The organism is Micromonospora antibiotica (assembly GCF_017599305.1).
Lineage (GTDB): Bacteria > Actinomycetota > Actinomycetes > Mycobacteriales > Micromonosporaceae > Micromonospora > Micromonospora antibiotica.
Genome location: NZ_JAGFWR010000018.1, coordinates 70,801 through 91,305, shown reverse-complemented (window position 1 = coordinate 91,305; position 20,505 = coordinate 70,801). Strand labels below are relative to the sequence as shown.

The window sequence follows — 20,505 nt, the reverse complement described above, 5'->3', positions numbered from 1 at the left end:
CGGCCGTCGCGCCGGCATGTTCCCATCGGCCGCCGTCGGGGCCGATGGCGTTACCCGCCGGCCCCCGGCCGACGCCCTGCCCGCCGCCCGGACGGGTGATCGCCCGGTCAGCAATGGGCAATGCTACCCGCACGGTAGGTGCCGTGCCGCTCCGCCGGACGGTCCGTCCCAGGTCGGCGGGACGACCGGGCGTCACACGGTCAGCAGGGCATGGACCGGACGCCCGGCGAGCCGCTCCCGCCCACCCAGGAAACCCAACTCCAGCAGTACGGTGAACCCGGCCACCGTGCCACCGGCCCGCTCGACCAGATCGAGGGTCGCCTCGGCGGTGCCACCGGTGGCCAGCACGTCGTCGACCACCAGCACCCGGTGCCCGGCGGTGAAGGCGTCCTGGTGCACCTCGAGCGTCGCCTCGCCGTACTCCAGGGCGTAGGAGGCCGAGTACGCCGGCCGGGGCAGCTTGCCCGCCTTACGCACCGGCACCACCCCCATCCCGGTCGCGTACGCGATCGCGGCGGCGATCACGAAGCCCCGGGCCTCGATGCCGACCACGATGTCGAAGCTGTCCCGCCCGTGGTGGTCGATGATGCCGTCGATCACCTCGCGGAACACGTCGCCGTCGGCGAACAACGGCATCAGGTCCTTGAACAGGACACCGGGCTTGGGGAAGTCCGGCACGTCCAGCACCCGGCTGGCGACCAGCCGGGCGACCTGCGGGCCGCTGTCTCCCCGTACCGCGGTGCTGTGGGTCTCCGTCACGATGGTCGATTCTCCTTCGCTACGACGACGGCGTCCGCCATGCTGCTCGCACAGCATGGCGGACGCCGTCGACTCGACGTGTGGCGGGTCGCCCGTCGGTCAGCGCCGCTTCGCGCCACCGGGGCGGTTGCCCCCGCCGCCGCTGGGGCGACCACCCCGGGCGCCGGTCGCCCGCTTGGCCGCCGGCCGGGAACCGACCTTCGGGGCGCTGCCGGCCAGGGCCGCCGCGTCCAGGTCGATCGGCTCGTCGGTGGCCTCGTCGGCAGTCGCCTGGCGGGCCGCGCCACGCGGGACGACCTCGCCCCGGGCGATCGCGCCCCGCCGGGCCAGCACCCGCTTGGTGTGCGCCTCGATCCGCGGGTCCTTGTTCTTGAGCAGCACCAGCAACGGGGTGGACAGCAGGATCGAGGTCAGGAACGCCATCGCCATACCGACGAAGAGCACCAGGCCCAGGTCCTTCAGGGTGCCCGCGCCGAGCAGGCCGGCACCGATGAAGAGCAGACCGCCGACCGGGAGCAGGGCGACCACCGAGGTGTTCAGCGACCGCATCAGGCTCTGGTTGAGCGCCAGGTTGGCCGCCTCGCCGTAGGTCTGGTTGTTGTTGGCGGTGATGCCCCGGGTGTTCTCCTGGACCTTGTCGAAGACCACCACCACGTCGTAGAGCGCGAAGCCCAGGATGGTGAGGAACCCGATGATGGTCGACGGGGTGACCTCGAAGCCGACGAGCGAGTAGATGCCGGCGGTGAGGATCAGGTTCATGAACAGCGAGATGATCGCGGCGACCGCCATCCGCCACTCGAACCGCAGCACCAGGTAGGCCGCCACCACCAGGACGAAGATGATCAGGCCGAGCAGGGCCCGGGAGGTCACCTGGCTGCCCCACGCCTCGCTGACCTGGCTGCCGCTGATCTGGTCGGCGTTGATGCCGAACTCCTGCGCCATCTTGGCCTTGACCGCGTTGGCCTGGTCGGCGCTGAGCTGCGAGGTGCGCAGCTCGTAGTACTCGCCGCTGGTGCTGCCGACCTTCTGCGCGGTCACCACCTTGATGCCGTCGCCCTCGGCCGCCAGCGCCTCGTTGACCTTGTCCTCGGCCTGGTCGAGGGTGCCGACGCTGGCCGGCACCTGGAACGAGTTGCCGCCGGCGAACTCGATGCCCAGGCTGAAGCCGCGCACCGCGAAGCTGAGCACGGCGATCAGCACCAGCACGCCGGCGACGGTGAACCACAACTTGCGCCGGCCGACGATGTTGAGACCGGCCTCGCCCCGGTAGAGCCGGGACGCCAGACCACTCTTAGCCATCTCAGGCCTCCTTGACGCGCGAGTTGCGGGCGGTGGCCGGGTCGGCCGAACGGGCTGGCAGGGCCCGACCGAGGCCGCTGACCCGGGGCGACAGGAACGCCGGGGTCCGGGCGAACATCGTCATGATCGGGTGCCGGAAGAGGAAGACGACCACCAGGTCGAGCACGGTCGCGAGGCCGAGGGCGAAGGCGAAGCCCTTCACCGTGCCGACCGAGACGATGTAGAGCACCACGGCGGACATCAGGGTGATCGCGTTGGCCGAGATGATCGTCCGGCGGGCCCGGATCCAGGCCCGGCCCACCGCGCTGCGCGGGCTGCGCCCCTCCCGGATCTCGTCCTTGAGCCGTTCGAAGTAGATGACGAACGAGTCCGCCGCCACACCGAGCGAGACGATCATGCCGGCGATGCCGGCGAGGGTGAGGGTGAAGCCGATCGACCGGCCGAGCACCACCAGCGCGCCGAAGACCAGCAGCGCGGAGAGCACCAGGCTCAGGAAGATGACCGAGCCGAGCAGCCGGTAGTAGAAGAACGAGTAGATGATGACCAGCAGCATGCCGATGCCGGCGGCCAGCAGACCGGCCCGCAGGTGGCTGTCGCCCAGCGTCGCGGTGACGTTCTGCTGTTCCTGCGGCACGAAGGTGACCGGCAGCGCGCCGTAGCGCAGCTGGCTGGCCAGCGCGTTGGCCGAGGTGTTGTCGAAGCTGCCGGTGATCTGCGAGTCGCCGGTCAGCACGCCCTGGATCTCGGGCGAGGAGACGATCTCGTTGTCCAGCACCACCGCCACCCGGCACTTGCCGTCCTGGCCCAGGGCCGTCTGGTCGCAGCCGCCGCCGGTGTTGTTGAACGCCTCCCGGGTCAGCTCGGTCCACTTGGACTGGCCGTCGCCGGTGAAGTTCAGGCTGACCACCCAGGTGCTGGCCTGGTCGAGGACCGCGTTGGCGTCCTTGACGTCGGTGCCGACCACCTTGGCCTGGTCGAGCAGGTACTTCGCCGCGCCGCCCTCACAGGCGACCGCCTGCTGCTTCTCGTCCTTGATCGACGCGGGGGGCCGCTTGTCGAGCTGGGCGCAGGTGATGGTCGGCACGTTGAACTGCATCTGCGGGGTCAGCACCGCGATCTCCTGCGGGGAGAGCGTGCCGAACGGCTTGAACGTCTCCGCCAGGGCCGGGTTGGTGGCCAGGTCGGCCGGGGCCTGGAGCCCGCTCGCGGCGGCCCAGGCGGCTGCGCCGACCTTCTTCTCGACGGCCTTGCGCTGCTCCTCGATGCTCTGCGGCACCGGGGCCTCGCTGGCGCTGGGCGAGGCGGCCGGGGCGCTCGGCGAGGCCGACCCGGACGGGGAGGCGCTCGGGCTGGCGCTCGGCGCGGGGGCGCCACCACCCTGCCCACCGGCGCTCGGCGAACCGGTCACCTTCGGCGCCGCACTGCCGGAGGCCTTCGGCGACGCGCTGCCCGACGGGGCCGGGGAGGCGCTACCCGACGGGGCCGGCGACGCGCTGCCGGACGGAGCCGGGGCGGCGACCGTACCGCTGCCGTCGGCGGCCTTGAGCACCTTGCGGAAGCGCAGCTCCGCGGCGCTGCCGACGTCGGTCAGGTCGCGGTTCTCACCGGGCAGGGAGATGACGATGTTCCGGTTGCCCTCGGTGACCACCTCGGCCTCGGCCACCCCGTAGGCGTTGACCCGGCTCTCGATGATCTGCCGGGCCTCCTCCAGGTTGGCCGACGTCGGGGGCTTACCGTCGATGCTGTTGGTCGCCTCCAGCGTCAGCCGGGTGCCACCGATGAGGTCCAGGCCGAGCCGGGGCTCCAGCCGGTCCTTCCAGCCGCCGCTGGCACCGCCCGAGAAGAACACCAAGGAATAGAGGACGACGAAGATGAACCCGAGCACGGCGAGCTGCCGCCCGGGGCGCATCTGTCCCTGAGGTGGTGCCACGGCTGTCTGTCTCCCTGTAACGGTCGCGCCGCCGGCGCAGCGGCGACGAGGTCGGAGCGGGGTTCCCGCCCCGACGTGCTCTGCGCGGACCGCTCCCGACCGTGCGGCACGGCGTACCACCGCCGACGTGGGGGCGTCGGACGGCGGGGCGCGCGTGCCGGCCCCGGGGACCGGCCCACCTATCCAGTTGTCCTGTCACGCCCACCCCGGCGGGGCGGGCGTGACACTCACTCCTTGACGGCTTCCGCGTCCTCGATGACCGGCTCGTCGGCCTCCGGACGCTCCGCCCGGGTGACCACCCGGGCGATGGCCGGCCGGGCGTAACGGGACTGCACGCCGGGAGCCACCTCCAGCAGCACGGTGTCGTCCTCGACGCCCACGACCGTGCCGTAGAGCCCGCCGATGGTGACGACCTCGTCACCGGGGCCGAGCGCGGACTGCATGGCCTCGGCCTCGCGGCGGCGCTTCTGCTGCGGCCGGATCATCATGAAGTACATGACCCCGAAGAGCAGGGCGATCATGATGATCGGCGTCAGACTGCCGGCGCCTCCGCCGGACTGTGCTGCGTAAAGCACGGTGTGCGACCTTCCCATTGGCCCCCGTTCGGCGCGGTGCGCGCCGGAGCGGAGGCGGATATTCACATCCTGTACAGACCGCGGCGAGTCTAATCCCTGCACCTGGGAACGCCGAATGCGGCGCAGATCACGTTCAGATCACGGTGGATCGGGCGCGTTCGAGAACAGATCAGGCACAGCGGGGGCTTCCATGCCAAATGTACCATTTGGTGGTGTCCGGCCGAGGTGCCGCCAGGCCGCCTCGGTGGCCACCCGCCCCCGGGGCGTACGGGCCAGCAGTCCAGCGCGGACGAGGAACGGCTCGCAGACCTCCTCCACCGTGTCCGGCTGCTCCCCCACCGCCACCGCCAGGGTGGACAGGCCCACCGGCCCGCCCCGGAACGAGTCGACCAGCGCGGTCAGCACCGCCCGGTCCAGCCGGTCCAGCCCCAGGGCGTCCACGTCGTAGACGGTCAGGGCAGCGCGCGCGGTCTCCAGGGTGACCACCCCCTCGGCCCGGACCTCGGCGTAGTCGCGCACCCGGCGCAGCAGCCGGTTGGCGATCCGGGGCGTGCCCCGGGACCGGCCGGAGATCTCCACCGCCCCCTCCGGGGTGATCGGCACGCCCAGGATGCGCGCCGACCGGTGCAGCAACGCCTCCAGGTCGGCCGGGGAGTAGAAGTCGAGGTGCGCGACGAAACCGAACCGGTCCCGCATCGGACCGGTCAGCAGGCCGGACCGGGTGGTGGCACCGACCAGGGTGAACGGCTCCACGTCCAGCGGGATGGCGGTGGCCCCCGGCCCCTTGCCGACGATCACGTCGACCCGGAAGTCCTCCATCGCGCTGTAGAGCAGCTCCTCCGCCGGCTTGGCGATCCGGTGAATCTCGTCGATGAACAGCACGTCGCCCTCGGCGAGGCTGGTCAGGATGGCGGCCAGGTCGCCGGAGCGCTCGATAACCGGCCCGCTGGTCACCCGGATACCGGAACCCAGCTCGGCGGCCACGATGTTGGCCAACGTCGTCTTCCCGAGGCCGGGCGGCCCCGACAGCAGGATGTGGTCGGGCGGGGCGCCGCGCCGCATCGCGCCCTGCAACAGCAGGTCGAGCTGGTCGCGGACCCGGTGCTGGGCGATGAACTCGTCGAGCCGCTTCGGCCGGACGCTGACCTCGGCGTCCCGCTCCGCGTCGTCGGCGTACGCCGAGACCAGGCCGTCGCCGCTCATGCCGGCCGCCCCGACCGCGACCGTGCCGGCCGTGCCACGCCGGTCACCGGGTCCGGCCGAGCAGTCGGATGGCCTGCTTGAGCAGGACCGGCACCGGCGGGGTGGGGCCGTCGACGGTCTCCGCCACGGCGGCCACCGCCTGGTCGGCCTGCCCGGCCGTCCAGCCGAGCCCGACCAGCGCCTGGCGGACCTGGTCCGGCCAGGCCCCGGCGGTCACCCCGGCCGCGCCGTCGGGCCCCACCGGCACCGGGCCGATCCGGTCACGCAGCTCCAGGACCAGCCGCTCGGCGCCCTTCTTGCCGATCCCCGGCACCCGGGTCAGGGCAGCGGTGTCGGCGTTGGCGATGGCCTTGCGCACCGCGTCCGGGGTGTGCACGGCCAGCACCGCCTGGGCCAGCCGCGGGCCGACCCCGCTGGCCGTCTGGAGCAGCTCGAACAGCTGCTTGGCGTCGTCGTCGGCGAAGCCGTAGAGGGTGAGCGAGTCCTCCCGGACCACCAGGCTGGTGGCGAGCCGGGCCGGCTGGCCGACCCGCAGCTCGGCCAGGGTGCCGGGGGCGCACTGCACCGCCAGGCCGATCCCCCCGACCTCCACCACGGCATGGTCCGGACCGGTCGCGGTCACCGTGCCGCGCACGCTGGCGATCATCGTGCTCCTCCTCGTCGAACCCGGTCGGCGGCCTCGGCCAGCTTGGACCGGGTGCCGCCCCGCCACACGTGGCAGATGGCCAGGGCCAGGGCGTCCGCCGCGTCGGCCGGCTTGGGCGGCTCGGCCAGCCGCAGCAGCCGGGTGACCATGGCGGTCATCTGCTTCTTGTCGGCCTGACCGGACCCGGTCACCGCGGCCTTGACCTCGCTCGGCGTGTAGGTCTGCACCGGCAGCCCGGCCCGCGCCCCGGCCAGCACGGCGATCCCGCTGGCCTGGGCGGTGCCCATCACGGTGCGCACGTTGTGCTGGCTGAACACCCGCTCCACGGCGACCGCGTCGGGTCGGTGCTCGGCGACCAGGCCGGTCAACGACCGGTCCAGGTGCAGCAGCCGCAGCGACAGGTCGTCGGCGGGATCGGTGTAGACGACGTAGTAGGCGACCAGCGAGCAGGGCCGCCCCGGCACGCCCTCGACCACGCCGACCCCGCACCGGGTCAGCCCCGGGTCGACGCCCAGCACACGCACGCCGTCTCCTCCAGGCCCCTCGACAGTACGGGTGTTCGACACCCTACTGGTCCACCCCGACACGCCGGTGGGCGGACACGCCGCCCGCCGGTGGGGCTCAGCGGGTACGCAGGCCGTCGAGCACGCCATCGACGACCCGTTCGGGGAGCAACCGGTCGTCCAGCTCCGGGTGCCAGCGCAGCAGCCGCTGGACCAGCATCGGCCCGGTGAGCAGCGCCATGGCCACCTCGATGTCGAGATCGGCGCGCAGTTCGCCGGTGGCCACGCCCCGGCGGAGCACCTCCCGCATGATCTTGCGGCGGGGCTCGATGATGTTCTGGTAGAGCTGGAAGTGGTCCGGGCTGCGGTTCACCTCGGGCACCAGGCACGGCATGATCCGCTCGGCCCGGGGGTCGATGTTGTGCCCGACCGCACCGACCAACAGCACCAGGTCGTCGCGCACGGAGTGCCCGGCCGGCTGGGGGACCACCCCCTTGAGCCGGCGCAGGGCGTCGAGCAGCAGGGCGTCCTTGCCGGGCCAGCGGCGGTAGATGGTGGCCTTGCCCACCCCGGCGCGGGCCGCGATCGCCTCGATCGACAGTGCCTCGATGGTGCTGCCCTCGGCGAGCAGGTCCAGGGTGGCCTCGACGATGGCCTCGTCCGCGCGGACGCTCCGCGGTCGCCCGGGCGACCGCGGAGCATCGGCGGTGGGGTTCATGTCAGACATTCTTCCCGGCCCTATGTGGTTGCGGCCAGTTCCCGCTCCGCCACCGGCGTCGCGTCGGTGGCCGTGGCGGTGCGGCCCGGCATCCAGCGCAGCACGATGAGGATGCCGAGGGCGGCCACCACCGCGGAGATCGCCGCCGCCCAGTGCATGGCCGAGACGAACGCGTCGTTGGCCGCCGCGATCAGCTTCGGTGCCGCCGGGCCGACCTGCGCCGCCGCCGCGTACGCCCCGGAGACCGACTCGGTGGCCGCCTCCCGGGCGGGGGCGGGCAGGCTGTCGACGGTCGCGGCGATGTCCTGCCGGTAGACGGCGGACAGCACCGAGCCGAGGACCGCGACGCCCAGCGCGCCGGCGACCTGGCGGACGGTGTTGCTGACCGCCGAGCCGACGCCGGCCTTCTCGCGGGGCAGCGCCGACATGATCGACTCGGTGGCCGGGGGCATGATGTTCGCCATCCCGACGCCCTGGAGGAAGAAGGCCACCAGCACCACCCAGATCGGCGTGGTGGCGTCGATGAAGGCGAACGCGGCCAGCGCCACGGCGGTCAGCACGAGGCCGACCGTGGCGACCGCCCGGCCGCCGTACCGGCGCACCATCGCGGCGCTGCGCGGCGCGAAGACCAGCTGGGCCCCGGCGAACGGCAGGAAGAACAGGCCGGTCTCCAACGGGCTGTAGCCCCGGACCAGCTGCATGTAGAACGAGCTGAAGAACATCACGCCCATCGCGGCGAAGAAGACCAGGCCGACGATCGCCACCGGCGCGGCGAACCGGGGCACCCGGAACAGCCGGACGTCCAGCGACGGATGGTCACTGCGCCGCTCGTGCTCGACGAACCAGGCCAGCACCGCCACTCCGCCCAGGATGGCGGCCCAGACCGTGGGCCGGCCGAAGCCGTGCTCGCCGCCGTCGATGATGCCGTAGGTCAGCGCGACCAGTCCGACGACCGACAGCAGCACGCCGAGGATGTCGACCCGGCCGGGCCGGGGGTCGCGGGACTCGGGCACCAGCAGGGCGACCAGCAGCACGCCGAGCACCACCACCGGCACGTTGATCAGGAAGACCGAGCCCCACCAGAAGTGCTCCAGCAGCGCGCCGCCGAGGATCGGGCCGATCGCCACCGCCAGGCCGACCGCGCCGGCCCAGACGCCGATCGCGCGGCCCCGTTCCCGGGGGTCGAACACGTTGGAGATGATCGACAGGGTGACCGGCATGATCGCCGCGCCACCGATGCCCATCAGGGCGCGGGCCGCGATCAGCTGGCCGGGGCTCTGCGCGTACGCCGACAGCAGGGACGACAGGCCGAACAGGACCAGGCCGATGAGCAGGAACCGGCGGCGGCCGGCCCGGTCCCCGAGCACCCCGAAGGTGAACAGCAGGCCGGCGAAGACGAGGGTGTAGGAGTTGATCGCCCACTCCAGCTCGCCCTGGCTGGCCCCGAGGCCGTGCACCGGGTCGGCCAGGGTACGCAGCGCGACGTTGAGGATGGTGTTGTCGAGGACGACGACGAGCAGGCTGACCACCAGCACGCCGAGGATCGCCCATCGTCTCGGATGTCCGGTGTTCTCGTGCGGTTGCATACGCTCCGGTGCTCCCCCCGGTTCACCCGTACCGGCAATACGATACGGGGCAGACTCGTAACGACACTCACCTTACGAGGGGGATGTTTCGATACGGCACCGGTTCGTATCGGATGTGGTGCGGGTCACGCCACCCTGGACGGTCGAAGCGCGACTCAGGCCGGCACACCGCACGCGGCCAGGGCAGCGGAGAAGCTGCTCAACCGGGCCGCCGGGGGCGGCAGGGGCCCGATCCAGCCCGGCCCGGCGGCGTACACGCGTACCCCCGGGACATCACGGCCGAAGCGGACCAGGCGGTACGCGCGGCCGGTGACCGGTGTCTGCGACCAGACCACCACGACCCGCGGGCGGGCCCGCAGCACGGCGGAACGCAGCGCCGCCCAGGGTAGGTCCGGCCCCAGGTGCAGGCAGCCCCGACCCTGCTCGCGCAGCGCGGCGGCCACCGCGTGCAGGCCCAGGCAGTGCGCCTCGTGCTCGGCACCGGCGAGCAGCACACCGTCGGCGCGCAACTGCCGGACGGGAGCACGGCGGTGCACGTCCAGCCCGATCCGGATGCCCTCGGACAGGGCGTGCTCGACGGCGATCTCGGCGGCGTCGCGCCCCCGCAGCCCGGCCAGCATCGGCACGCAGAGCCGCTCCCAGGCCGCCACCACCCCGGCGTCGGCGGCGAACTCCAGCACCAGCGCGGCGACCAGGTTGGCGTCGAGGTCCTCGGCGGCTGCCGCGAGCCGCCTGCGGGTCGTCTCGACGGCCTCCACCGGCATCGGATCTGTCAACACCAGACGCACCCCCGGGTAGCTCACCATTACCAGGGGATTCGCCCGGACGGCACGGTCTGGATGCGCCGTCGGTGGATTATCTGCGGCGGCTCAGTCGGTCAACGCCGTCAACGCCAGGTCCACGTCCGCCTCGGTGGTGTAGAGGTGGAACGCGACCCGGACCTGCCCGGCGCGCACCGCCGCCCGGACCCCGGCCCGCGCCAACCGCTGCCGCGCGTCGGGCACCTCCACCGCCACGATCGCGCTGCGCCCCGGTGGTTTACCCAGCCCGGCCAGGAAACGGTTCGCCAACCCCACGTCGTACGCGCCGATCACCGCCGGGCCGAGCGCGGCGACCAGCTCCAGGGCCGGCGCGGTGCCCACCCAGCTGAACCAGGCCGGGGAGATGTCGAACCGGCGGGCGTCGTCGGCCAACCGCAGCGGCGGACCGTAGTAGGTGGAGTGCGGGTCCTTACCCGCGTACCAGCCGGCGGCGTCCGGCCGCATCCGCTCCCGCAGCGCCGGAGCCAGATAGGCCAACGCCGAGCCGCGCGGCGACATCAGCCACTTGTACGTCCCCACCGCGACCGCGTCGGCCAGCGACCCGTCGAACGGCAGCCACCCGCACGCCTGGGTGGCGTCCACCACCACCAACGCGTCGTGCGCGCGGGCGGCGGCCACGATCTCGGCGTACGGGGCGACGGCCCCGTCGGCGGACTGCACCAGACTGAACGCCACCAGGTCGGTGCCGGCGTCGATCGCGTCCCGCAGACCGGCCAACGGCACGGTACGCACCCGCACCCCGCGCTCCTGCTGCACCAGCCAGGGGAACAGGTTGGAGGTGAACTCGACCTCCGGGACGACCACGGTGGCCCCGGCGGGTAGGGCGGCGGCGATCGGCGCGAGCAGTTGCGACACGGTGCTGGCCACCGCGACGTCCGCCACCGGCACCCCGATCAGCCCGGCGAAGGCCTCCCGGGACCGCCCGGTCGCTTCTCCCCACCCCTCCCACGAGGTACGCCCCACCCGCCAGTCGGCGAGCGCGCCCTGCACCGCCGTCCAGACCGGCTCGGGTGGGAGCCCGTAGCTGGCGGTGTTCAACCAGCCCGGCTCCGGCTGCCACAGCTCACGTGCCTGTTCCAGCTCCATGCTACCGACGCTAGCCACTCCCTCCGCCCGCGCGTCAGCGCCAATCCGGGCCCGGTGGCCCGGACCGGGCCCAGGTCCTGGTCCGCCCGGGTCCGGGTCCGGGCCCTGGTCCGGGTCCGGGCCCTGGTCCGGGTCCGGGCCCTGGTCCGGGTCCGGGCCCTGGTCCGGGTCCGGGCCCTGGTCCGGGTCCGGGCCCTGGTCCGGGTCCGGGCCCTGGTCCGGGTCGTGGTCGTGGTCGTGGTCCTGGGTCGGTCGGGACGGCAGCGGTGGGAGCCTCGGCAGGCCACAGCGCTGGTCCGGGCTTGACAGGGTGCCCTAGGTTGAAGATCAACATTGTGACCAACCCGGAAGGGTGATCCTCCATGCCGGTCGGCTTCACGTTCGCCGTCATTCTCGCCATCGGGCTGGCGGTCGCCGGCGCGGTGACGCTCATCGCCCGCAACCCGGGCGTCAAGCGCATCGCCGCGCTGGTCGCGCTCGGCTGCCTGGCCGGAACGGTGCTCTTCGGCGTGGGAGCGAGCGCGCACTCCGTGCCGATCCGCTCGGTCGGCATCGTCACCAGCTTCAACAAGCCGACCGGCGAGGTCACCGGCTCCGGTCTGAAGTGGGTCGCCCCCTGGCAGAAGGTCGGCGAGTGGGACGCCGGCCGGCAGAAGTACGACCACATCGGCGGCGACCAGTGTGTCCGGGTCCGCACCGGCACCCTCGCCGACGCCTGCGTGGAAGTGCTGATCGAGTGGCAGGTCAAGCCCGAGAACGCGCCGAAGCAGTTCATGGACTACAAGGGCGACTTCGAGAGCTTCCGGGGCCAGCGGGTGGGGGTGCAGTTGGACAGCGCGGTCAACGACGCCTTCGCCACCTACAACCCGCTGGAGAAGATCGACGCCCGGACGGGCAACCTGAACGTCGACCTCAAGCCGTTCGCCGACGGCATCCGGGGCAACGCCGAGGGCCGGCTCTCCGGCGACGTCGACATCCTGTCCGTCACCATCACCCGGGTCAACCACGACGACAAGACCGAGGGCAACATCAAGGCATTCCAGGACAAGCTGGCCCAGACCCGCAACCTCGAACAGGACCGCAAGAACGCCGAGATCCAGAAGCAGATCACCGAGACCAACGCCAAGGTCGATAAGGTGTCCCGCTGCCTGGAGATCGCCGAGAAGAACGGCTCCACCCCCGGGCTGTGCATCAACCCGGGCATCGTCACCGGCGGCAAGTGACGACCGACCGGTCGGTGCGACGAGCGCCGCGCTGCTGTGCCGGGGACGACGCGCCGGCCGCTCGATCCTTGTTGTAGTGGCATCCGCGCAGGGGGAAACCACCACAACAAGGATCGAGCACGATCTTGCCGCCGACCGACGTGAGCTGACCGGCCGGCGGTCAGCTGACGTTGGCGGGGCCGAGGACGCTCTTGAGGTCGCCCATCAGCGCGGTGGTGGCGGCCACCCGGAACGGCCCGAGCCGCAGGGTGGTCACCTTGCCGCCGTTGAGCAGCTTGACGTGCACCTCGGTGTCGCCCGGGTGCAGCACCAGGGTCTCCTTGAGCCGTTCCACCAGCGGTGGCGTGCAGCGGTGCACCGGGATGGTCAGCGTCACCGGTTTACTGCCGGGGGTGCTGCTGACGTCCGGCATGGACATGTCCATCGCCATGATCCGGGGGGTGTCGTCACGCCGGTCCACCCGGCCCTTGACCACCACGATCGCGTCCTCGGCGATGTACTGGCCGATCACCTCGTAGGTGTTCGGGAAGAACAGCGTCTCCACCCCGCCGGCCAGGTCCTCCAGGGCCGCCGACGCCCAGGCCCGGCCCTGCTTGGTGACCCGGCGCTGCACGCCGGAGAGGATGCCCGCCAGGGTGACCACCGCCCCGTCCGGGACGGTGCCCTCCTCCGACAGCGCGGCGATGGTGGTGTCGGCCGCCGCGCCGAGGACGTGTTCCAGCCCGAACAGCGGGTGGTCGGAGACGTAGAGGCCGAGCATCTCGCGTTCGAACGCGAGCTTGTCCCGCTTGTCCCACTCCGCGTCGCCGATGGTCGGCATCACGGTGGTGCTGCCGGTGTCGGCGTCACCGAAGCCCGCCCCGAACAGGTCGTACTGGCCGACGGCCTCCTTGCGCTTGACGTCAGCGAAGGCGTCGATGGCGTCGGCGTGCACGGCGAGCAGGCCCTTGCGGGTGTGCCCCAGCGAATCGAACGCGCCCGCCTTGATCAGCGATTCGATGGTCTTCTTGTTGCAGACCACCGCGTCGACCTTGGACAGGAAGTCGTAGAAGTCGGCGTACTCGCCCTTCTCCTCGCGGCACCGCATGATCGCCGCGACCACGTTCGCCCCGACGTTGCGTACCGCGGCCAGGCCGAAGCGGATGTCCTTGCCGACCGGGGTGAACGGGCCGGCCGAGGTGTTCACGTCCGGCGGCAACACCTGGATACGCATCCGACGGCACTCCGACAGGTAGAGCGCCATCTTGTCCTTGTCGTCACCGACTGAGGTCAGCAGCGCCGCCATGTACTCGGCCGGGTAGTGCGCCTTGAGGTACGCCGTCCAGTACGACACCAGGCCGTACGCCGCGGAGTGCGCCTTGTTGAAGGCGTACCCGGCGAACGGCACCAGGACGTCCCAGACCGCCTGGATGGCCTGGTCGGAGTAGCCGCGTTCGCGGCAGCCGTCCCGGAACGGGATGAACTCCTTGTCGAGGATCTCCTTCTTTTTCTTGCCCATCGCCCGGCGCAGCAGGTCCGCCTGGCCGAGGGTGTAACCGGCGAGGATCTGCGCGGCGCGCTGCACCTGCTCCTGGTAGACGATCAGGCCGTGGGTGGGCGCCAGGATTTCCCGCAGCGGCTCCTCCAGCTCCGGGTGGATCGGGGTGATCTCCTGGAGGCCGTTCTTGCGCAGCGCGTAGTTGGTGTGCGAGTCGACACCCATCGGGCCCGGCCGGTAGAGCGCCAGCACGGCGGAGATGTCCTCGAAGTTGTCCGGCTTCATCAGCCGCAGCAGCGAACGCATCGGCCCGCCGTCGAGCTGGAACACGCCCAGGGTGTCGCCCCGGGCGAGCAGCTCGTAGGCGGGCTTGTCGTCCAGCTCAAGGCCCAGCAGGTCGAGTTCCCGACCGTGGTTGAGCTGGATGTTCTTGACCGCGTCGTCGATGATCGTCAGGTTGCGCAGGCCGAGGAAGTCCATCTTCAACAACCCGAGCGATTCGCAGGTCGGGTAGTCGAACTGGGTGATGATCGCCCCGTCGGCGTCCCGGCGGGTCAGCGGGATGTGCTCGATGATCGGCTCGGCCGACATGATCACCCCGGCGGCGTGCACCCCGGTCTGCCGGATCAGCCCCTCGATGCCCTTGGCGGTGTCGATCACCTTGCGGACGTCGGGGTCGGACTCGTAGAGGCCCCGGATCTCGCCGGCCTCGGCGTACCGGGGGTGCTTGGGGTCGAAGATGCCGGTGAGCGGGATGTCCTTGCCCATCACCGCCGGGGGCATCGCCTTGGTGATCCGGTCGCCGACCGCGTAGGGGAAGCCGAGGACCCGGGCCGAGTCCTTGATCGCGGCCTTCGCTTTGATCGTGCCGAAGGTGGCGATCTGCGCGACCTTGTCCTCGCCCCATTTGTCGGTGACGTACTTGATCACCTCGCCGCGCCGACGCTCGTCGAAGTCGATGTCGACGTCCGGCATCGAGACCCGCTCGGGGTTGAGGAACCGCTCGAAGATCAGGCCGTGCGGGATCGGGTCCAGGTCGGTGATGCCCAACGCGTACGCGACCAGCGAACCGGCCGCCGAGCCACGCCCCGGGCCGACCGCGATGCCCTGGTTCTTGGCCCACTGGATGAAGTCGGCGACCACCAGGAAGTACGACGGGAAGCCCATCTGGTTGATGACGCCCAGCTCGTACTCGGCCTGCACCACGTGGCCCTCGGGGATGCCGCCGGGGTAGCGGCGGGACAGCCCCTTGAAGGTCTCCTTGCGGAACCAGGACTCCTCGGTCTCCCCCTCGGGCACCGGGAAGCGCGGCATCAGGTTGTGGAACTCGAACATCCCGCTCGGGTCGACCTTCTCGGCGACCAGCAGGGTGTTACGGCAGCCCTGCTGCCAGAACTCCGAGGAGTCGACCGCCCGCATCTGGTCGGCGGACTTGACGAAGTAGCCGCCGCCCTCGAAGCGGAACCGGTTCGGGTCGGCGACGTTGCTGCCGGTCTGCACGCAGAGCAGCACGTCGTGCGCCTCGGCCTGCGCCTCGTGGGTGTAGTGCGAGTCGTTGGTGACCACCGGCGGGATGTCCAGCTTGCGGGCGATGGTGATCAGATCCTCACGGACCCGCTGCTCGATGGAGAGCCCGTGGTCCATGATCTCCAGGAAGTAGTTCTCCTTGCCGAAGATGTCCTGGTAGGCGGCGGCGACCTTGAGCGCCTCGTCGAACTGGCCGAGCCGCAGCCGGGTCTGCACCGCACCGGACGGGCAGCCGGTGGTGGCCATGATCCCCTCGGCGTGCTCGGCGATCAGCTCCATGTCCATCCGGGGCCACTTGACGTAGTGGCCCTCCATGGAGGCCCGGGAGTTGAGGGTGAACAGGTTCTTCAGGCCCTGCGCGTTGCGCGCCCACATGGTCTTGTGGGTGATCGCGCCGTTACCGGAGATGTCGTCGCTCTTCTGCTCCGGCCGGCCCCACTTGACCCGCGCCTTGTGGTAGCGCGACTCCGGCGCGACGTACGCCTCCACGCCGAGGATGGGGGTGATCCCGGCGGCCATGGCCTGCTTGTAGAAGTCGTTCGCGCCGTGCATGTTGCCGTGGTCGGTGATCGCCACCGCCGGCATCCCCAGCCGGTTGGCCTCGGCGAAGAGGTCCTTCAACCGGGCCGCTCCGTCGAGCATCGAGTACTCGGTGTGCACGTGCAGATGCGCGAACGAATCGCTCATACGTGAGCCCCCGGTGAAGGTCGATCAAGGCGGAACAGGCACGACCGGCCCACCCTACCGGGCCGCCCCCGCCGCCCCGCCGAACCCGCGGGGGTGTCGGCTCCGGCAACGCCGACGATCACCGACCGCACCGCGACGGCCACCGCCGGCACGGCCACCCGCCCGCACCCGGCACCTTCCGCGGCCGGGGGGCGACATCGGAACGGTCATCGGGCCCACTTGTTGCTAAATGTGGTTGTAGCGGACAAAAGCCCATGCTGTTCCTAGTCTGGTGACGGCAAATCCCCAAACATCCAGAGGAGACAGCATGAGACGAGGACTCGCATTCGCCGCCGCGGCAGGGGCGGCAGCACTGGTGGCCGGGGTGCTGACGGCGACCCCCGCGTACGCGGGCACCTGTGTGACGCCCGACCCGTGCGACACGACTGTCACCTTCGACGTCACCGCCGGGGCCCTGCAGATCACCGTGCCGGACACCGTGGACCTGGCCAACGACGGCACCCCCGGCGGCTACGCGTACGGCCAGCTCGGCGCGATCACCGTCGACGACCTGCGGGCCAGCGCGACCCCGAGCTGGGTCGCCACGGTCAGCAGCACCGCCTTCATCACCGGCGCCGGCACCGACCCGGGCACCAGCATCCCGGCCAGCGACGTCTACTACTGCTCGGGCGACGCCACCGCCACCACCGGCAGCGGCACCTTCGTGCCCGGCCAGGCGAGCCCCTGCGACCCGCCCCCGCCGGCGGACGGCACCGCCCTGGGCACCTCCGCCACCGCGTTCAGCCACACCGTGCTCCCCGCCGACACCGGGAACAACACGGCGACCTGGAACCCGCTGCTCACCATCGACATTCCGCTCTCCGCCATCGCCGGGCAGTTCACCGGCACGATCACCCACTCGGTCGCCTGATCCGATGACCCCGGCGACACAGTTGCGGTGGCGCGTGCTCCTCGCGCCGTTCTTCGTCGCGCTGTTCCTCGCCGCCACCGGTGTCCCCGTCGCAGCGGAGGGAGACGGGGACGCCGGGGGTGAGCAGCGGGGAAAGCCCTCGGGCAGCATCGGCATCCAACTGCTGGAGGCGTCGGCCGACCGGCGCGACGACCCCCGCGCCCGGGTGTACATCGTGGATCACCTGACGCCGGGCGCCACCATGAGCCGGCGCTTCGCGGTGACCAACGACTCCCCCCGACCCCAGAAGATCACCATGTCGGTCGACGCAGCGGAGATCCGGGACAACCAGTTCGTGCCGTCACCCGACCCGAACGCCAACGAGCTGCCCGAGTGGGTCCACATCGATCAACCCAGCTTCGTCGCCGCGCCGTACAGCACCACCACGCTTCGTGTGAACATCGACATCCCACCCTCGGCACCACGCGGCGAACGGTACGGCGCGATCTGGGCCTCGGTCGCCTCGGCGACACCCGACCCCACCCGGGGCAACGTGCAGAAGATCAACAGGGCGGGCATCCGGATCTACCTCGACGTCGGGCCGGGCGGTGAGCCGCCGTCGGACTTCACGATCGACAAGCTGGTGCCGGGGCGTACCGAGGAGGGGTTGCCGGTCGTCCGGGCGACGGTCCGCAACACCGGGGAACGCGCCCTGGATCTCTCCGGCAAGCTGTGGCTCTCCGACGGACCGGGCGGACTCTCCGCCGGCCCCTTCGGAGTCACCGTCGGCACCACCGTCCCGCCCGGCGGCACCGCGCACGCCGAGGTCCTGCTGGGCCGGCAGCTCCCCGACGGCCCCTGGCGGGCACGGCTACGACTGGAGAGCGGACGGCTGCACCGCGAACTCACCGGCGAGATCACCTTCCCCCACGACCGGGGGGCCTGGGGGTTGCCCGCCACGCTGTCGGACCGGCTGCCGTGGATCGTCGCGCTCTCCGGCATGCTGACGCTCGTGGCGGGGGTGTGGCTGGTGGTGGCGATGCGCCGGGTCCGCTCCCGGCCCGCCACCGCGTGAGACGCGGGCCGGGCCCAGCGCGTCTGCCGCACCGGCCCGGCCCGACCGTGCCGCCGGCCGACCGTTCAGTGCAGTGCGGTCAGGGCCGCCGCCTCCTGCTCGGCGCGTTCGTCGCCACTGACCTCGTGCAGCGGCTTCTCCCGGATGAACAGGACCGCGACCAGGGCGAGCAGGGCGATCGGGGCACCGATGAGGAACAGCTCCGAGGTGGCGGTGGCGTACGCGTCCCGCACGACCGCCAGGACCGGGGCGGGCAGCGCGGACAGGTCGGGCACCTCGGTGGTGCCACCGCCGGTGGCACCCGCGGCCGGGCCGAGCCGCTCGGTCATCAGCCCGGTGACCCGGTTGGCCAGCACCGCGCCCAGGGCGCTGACCCCGATCGCCCCGCCCATGCTGCGGAAGAAGGTCAGCACCGAGGTGGCCGCACCCAACTCGTGCGCGGGCACGTCGTTCTGCGCGGCGAGGACCAGGTTCTGCATGAGCATGCCCACACCCGTGCCGAGCACCGCCATGTAGAGCGAGAGCAGCGGTACGCCGGTGTCGGCGTCGATGGTGCTCAGCAGCAGCATCCCGACGGTCATCACGGCCGCCCCGGCCACCAGGTAGACCTTCCACCGGCCGAACCGGGTGATGAGCTGGCCGGCGACGGTGGAGGAGACCAGCAGGCCGAGGATCATCGGCAGGCTCATCAGGCCGGCGACGGTCGGCGACTTGCCCAGCGAGGTCTGGAAGTACTGTGACAGGAAGACCGTGCCGCCGAAGAGGGCCACCCCGACCAGCACGCTGGCGACCGTGGTCAACGTGACGGTACGGCTGCGGAAGATGCGCAGCGGGATGATCGGTTCGGGGACCCTCGACTCGACCCAGACCGCAAGCGCCAGCAGCACCAGCCCACCGACGACCATCAGCGCGGTCCAGCCGGAGGCCCAGGCGAACCGGTGCCCGGCCAGCGACGACCAGATCAGCAGGGTGGACACGCCCGCGGTGATCAGCAGGGCACCCCACCAGTCGATGCGCGCCCGGCGGCGGACCACCGGCAGGTGCAGGGTGCGTTGCAGCAGGACGATCGAGATGAGGCTGAACGGCACGCCGATCAGGAAGCACCACCGCCAGCCCAGCCAGGAGGTGTCGACCATGACGCCGCCGATCAGCGGGCCGGCGATCGTGCCGACGCCGAACACGGCGCCGAAGATGCCGGCGTACCGGCCCAGTTCCCGGGGCGGAATCATGGCCGCCATCACGATCAGCGCCAGGGCGGTCATCCCGCCGGCACCGACGCCCTGCACGATCCGGCTGGCCAGCAGGGTCTCCACGTTGCGGGCGAGCCCGGCGATCAACGAGCCGAGCACGAACAGGCCGAGCGACAGCTGGATGAGCAGCTTCTTGCTGTAGAGGTCGGCCATCTTGCCCCACAGCGGCACGGTGGCGGTCATCGCCAGCAGCTCGGTGGTGACGATCCAGGTGTAGACGGTCTGGCTGCCGTTGAGTTCGGCGATGATGCGCGGCAGCGCGTTCGCCACCACCGTCGAGGCGAGGATCGCCACGAACATGCCGACCATCAGGCCGGAGAGGGCCTGGAGGATCTCCCGGCGGGACATCCGGCCGGCACCCGCCTCGGGCGGGGTCGACGCGGCAGTTGCGGTCATTGACGTTTCCTTACCGGGTTCGGTGCACGCCCGGCGCGGTCGCGCCGGGCTGGTCGGTGGTACGGGGGTCGGGCAGCCCGGCGGCGACGGCGCCGAACGCCTCGTCGAGCAGTTCGACCAGGGAGCGGGACCCGCCGCCGGTGGCCCAGCGGACCATCGCGGTCCGCAACGCGGCTCCGGTGACCGCCACCACCAGGGCGGGATAGCCGTCGTCCGGCGAATGGCCGGTGCGCGCCGCGAGCGCCTCGACCATGGCCTGCTCGGTCGCCGCGTTGCCGGAGACCAGCCGGGCCAGCAGCACCGGGTGCTGCATCACCACCTGCATCCGCAGCAGCCACAACGCGGCGTCACCCTCCACCTCGTCGATCACGCCGGACAGGGCCGACCGGATCGCCGTCAGCGCCGGCACCTGCGCCGGTACGGTGGCCAGCGCCCGCAGCACCCGTTCCCGGTCCCCCTCGGTGTCGCCGACCAGCGCGTCGTCCTTGGTGGCGAAGTAGTTGAAGAAGGTCCGGGCGGAGACGTCCGCCGCCTCGCTGATCTCCTCGACCGTGACCTGGTCGAGCCCCCGCTCGGCGACCAGGCGCAGCGCGGCGGCGGCCAACGCGGCGCGGGTCTGACGCTTCTTGCGGTCCCGCCGCCCGAGCCCTTCGTCGATGGTCATGTGCTGGAGCCTAGGAACAAAGATGCAGCCACTGCAAACTTGCATGGTGTGACATGAAACTCGGCCGGCCGCAGGTGAGCTCCCCCGTCCGGCTGCCCGGCGGTCGGCCGCATCGGTCGGCTGGCCGACTCGGGAACCCGCCGGGCCGGTGCCGCGACATAGCCTCGACGGCACCACATCACGGCGGACAG

Annotated in this window: 18 protein-coding genes; 4 read left to right on the top strand and 14 right to left on the bottom strand. The window is 71.5% G+C overall.

The genetic code is table 11. The features are described from left to right. Positions 1 to 192 precede the first annotated feature (192 nt). The 11 genes from JQN83_RS24245 to JQN83_RS24195 all read right to left on the bottom strand — a co-directional run bounded on the left by JQN83_RS24245 (position 193) and on the right by JQN83_RS24195 (position 11,126). Positions 193 to 759: an adenine phosphoribosyltransferase gene (locus JQN83_RS24245; protein WP_208569459.1), complete on the bottom strand. Its 567-nt coding sequence runs from the start codon at positions 757 to 759 to the stop codon at positions 193 to 195. A gap of 99 nt (positions 760 to 858) precedes the next feature. Continuing rightward, complete coding sequence (secF, locus tag JQN83_RS24240; RefSeq protein WP_208569458.1) at positions 859 to 2,058, bottom strand: protein translocase subunit SecF; 1,200 nt, start codon at positions 2,056 to 2,058, stop codon at positions 859 to 861. Between the two features lies 1 nt (position 2,059). Beyond that, entirely contained in the window at positions 2,060 to 3,988 is a 1,929-nt protein-coding gene (gene secD / locus JQN83_RS24235; protein ID WP_208569457.1) for a protein translocase subunit SecD, read from the bottom strand. 227 nt (positions 3,989 to 4,215) lie between these two features. Further along, on the bottom strand, positions 4,216 to 4,581 hold the full coding sequence (gene yajC / locus JQN83_RS24230) for a preprotein translocase subunit YajC (RefSeq protein WP_244253083.1): 366 nt from the start codon (positions 4,579 to 4,581) through the stop codon (positions 4,216 to 4,218). 120 nt (positions 4,582 to 4,701) lie between these two features. Next, positions 4,702 to 5,766 (bottom strand): Holliday junction branch migration DNA helicase RuvB, encoded by a 1,065-nt coding sequence (gene ruvB, locus JQN83_RS24225; RefSeq protein ID WP_208569455.1) that lies wholly within the window; start codon positions 5,764 to 5,766, stop codon positions 4,702 to 4,704. A gap of 43 nt (positions 5,767 to 5,809) precedes the next feature. Continuing rightward, positions 5,810 to 6,412: a Holliday junction branch migration protein RuvA gene (ruvA, locus tag JQN83_RS24220; RefSeq protein WP_208569454.1), complete on the bottom strand. Its 603-nt coding sequence runs from the start codon at positions 6,410 to 6,412 to the stop codon at positions 5,810 to 5,812. Next, entirely contained in the window at positions 6,409 to 6,936 is a 528-nt protein-coding gene (gene ruvC, locus JQN83_RS24215) for a crossover junction endodeoxyribonuclease RuvC (protein WP_208569453.1), read from the bottom strand. The genes ruvA and ruvC overlap by 4 nt, the downstream gene beginning before the upstream one ends. Before the next feature lie 97 nt (positions 6,937 to 7,033). Next, positions 7,034 to 7,642 (bottom strand): TetR/AcrR family transcriptional regulator, encoded by a 609-nt coding sequence (locus JQN83_RS24210; RefSeq protein ID WP_208569452.1) that lies wholly within the window; start codon positions 7,640 to 7,642, stop codon positions 7,034 to 7,036. An 11-nt stretch (positions 7,643 to 7,653) separates the two neighbouring features. Then, a complete protein-coding gene (locus JQN83_RS24205; protein WP_208569451.1) occupies positions 7,654 to 9,219 on the bottom strand; it encodes an MFS transporter in 1,566 nt (521 codons plus the stop codon). 155 nt (positions 9,220 to 9,374) lie between these two features. Next, entirely contained in the window at positions 9,375 to 9,998 is a 624-nt protein-coding gene (locus tag JQN83_RS24200; RefSeq protein ID WP_307799652.1) for a transcriptional regulator, read from the bottom strand. A gap of 90 nt (positions 9,999 to 10,088) precedes the next feature. Beyond that, complete coding sequence (locus tag JQN83_RS24195) at positions 10,089 to 11,126, bottom strand: aminotransferase class V-fold PLP-dependent enzyme (RefSeq protein ID WP_208569450.1); 1,038 nt, start codon at positions 11,124 to 11,126, stop codon at positions 10,089 to 10,091. 54 nt (positions 11,127 to 11,180) lie between these two features. Between JQN83_RS24195 and JQN83_RS24190 the strand changes: the two genes are divergently transcribed. Both JQN83_RS24190 and JQN83_RS24185 read left to right on the top strand, forming a co-directional pair. Continuing rightward, positions 11,181 to 11,432 carry a hypothetical protein gene (locus tag JQN83_RS24190; protein ID WP_208569449.1) on the top strand — a complete coding sequence of 84 codons (252 nt, stop codon included), beginning with the start codon at positions 11,181 to 11,183 and terminating at the stop codon, positions 11,430 to 11,432. A gap of 56 nt (positions 11,433 to 11,488) precedes the next feature. Continuing rightward, a complete protein-coding gene (locus tag JQN83_RS24185; RefSeq protein WP_208569448.1) occupies positions 11,489 to 12,349 on the top strand; it encodes an SPFH domain-containing protein in 861 nt (286 codons plus the stop codon). A 160-nt stretch (positions 12,350 to 12,509) separates the two neighbouring features. On the opposite strand, the gene dnaE is transcribed toward JQN83_RS24185, so the two are convergent. Then, positions 12,510 to 16,040 (bottom strand): DNA polymerase III subunit alpha, encoded by a 3,531-nt coding sequence (gene dnaE, locus JQN83_RS24180; RefSeq protein ID WP_208569447.1) that lies wholly within the window; start codon positions 16,038 to 16,040, stop codon positions 12,510 to 12,512. 307 nt (positions 16,041 to 16,347) lie between these two features. On the opposite strand from dnaE, the gene JQN83_RS24175 reads away from it, so the two are divergent. After that, positions 16,348 to 16,950, top strand: a complete 603-nt coding sequence (locus tag JQN83_RS24175; protein ID WP_208569446.1) for a hypothetical protein — start codon at positions 16,348 to 16,350, stop codon at positions 16,948 to 16,950. 4 nt (positions 16,951 to 16,954) lie between these two features. Continuing rightward, positions 16,955 to 18,004 (top strand): hypothetical protein, encoded by a 1,050-nt coding sequence (locus JQN83_RS24170; protein WP_208569445.1) that lies wholly within the window; start codon positions 16,955 to 16,957, stop codon positions 18,002 to 18,004. Positions 18,005 to 18,069: 65 nt separating this feature from the next. Here the strand turns inward: JQN83_RS24170 and JQN83_RS24165 are convergent, their stop codons facing one another. Together JQN83_RS24165 and JQN83_RS24160 are read right to left on the bottom strand one after the other, a co-directional pair. Next, a complete protein-coding gene (locus tag JQN83_RS24165; protein WP_244253082.1) occupies positions 18,070 to 19,650 on the bottom strand; it encodes an MDR family MFS transporter in 1,581 nt (526 codons plus the stop codon). 10 nt (positions 19,651 to 19,660) lie between these two features. Further along, on the bottom strand, positions 19,661 to 20,314 hold the full coding sequence (locus JQN83_RS24160; protein WP_208569444.1) for an acyl-CoA-like ligand-binding transcription factor: 654 nt from the start codon (positions 20,312 to 20,314) through the stop codon (positions 19,661 to 19,663). Positions 20,315 to 20,505 lie beyond the last annotated feature (191 nt).

Coding starts and splice junctions, on each gene's coding strand:
- secF (WP_208569458.1), bottom strand. CDS start 2,058: ATGGCTAAGAGTGGTCTGGCGTCCCGGCTCTACCGGGGCGAGGCCGGT.
- yajC (WP_244253083.1), bottom strand. CDS start 4,581: ATGGGAAGGTCGCACACCGTGCTTTACGCAGCACAGTCCGGCGGAGGC.
- ruvB (WP_208569455.1), bottom strand. CDS start 5,766: ATGAGCGGCGACGGCCTGGTCTCGGCGTACGCCGACGACGCGGAGCGG.
- ruvA (WP_208569454.1), bottom strand. CDS start 6,412: ATGATCGCCAGCGTGCGCGGCACGGTGACCGCGACCGGTCCGGACCAT.
- JQN83_RS24210 (WP_208569452.1), bottom strand. CDS start 7,642: ATGTCTGACATGAACCCCACCGCCGATGCTCCGCGGTCGCCCGGGCGA.
- JQN83_RS24205 (WP_208569451.1), bottom strand. CDS start 9,219: ATGCAACCGCACGAGAACACCGGACATCCGAGACGATGGGCGATCCTC.
- JQN83_RS24195 (WP_208569450.1), bottom strand. CDS start 11,126: ATGGAGCTGGAACAGGCACGTGAGCTGTGGCAGCCGGAGCCGGGCTGG.
- JQN83_RS24185 (WP_208569448.1), top strand. CDS start 11,489: ATGCCGGTCGGCTTCACGTTCGCCGTCATTCTCGCCATCGGGCTGGCG.
- dnaE (WP_208569447.1), bottom strand. CDS start 16,040: ATGAGCGATTCGTTCGCGCATCTGCACGTGCACACCGAGTACTCGATG.
- JQN83_RS24175 (WP_208569446.1), top strand. CDS start 16,348: ATGAGACGAGGACTCGCATTCGCCGCCGCGGCAGGGGCGGCAGCACTG.
- JQN83_RS24170 (WP_208569445.1), top strand. CDS start 16,955: ATGACCCCGGCGACACAGTTGCGGTGGCGCGTGCTCCTCGCGCCGTTC.
- JQN83_RS24165 (WP_244253082.1), bottom strand. CDS start 19,650: ATGACCGCAACTGCCGCGTCGACCCCGCCCGAGGCGGGTGCCGGCCGG.
- JQN83_RS24160 (WP_208569444.1), bottom strand. CDS start 20,314: ATGACCATCGACGAAGGGCTCGGGCGGCGGGACCGCAAGAAGCGTCAG.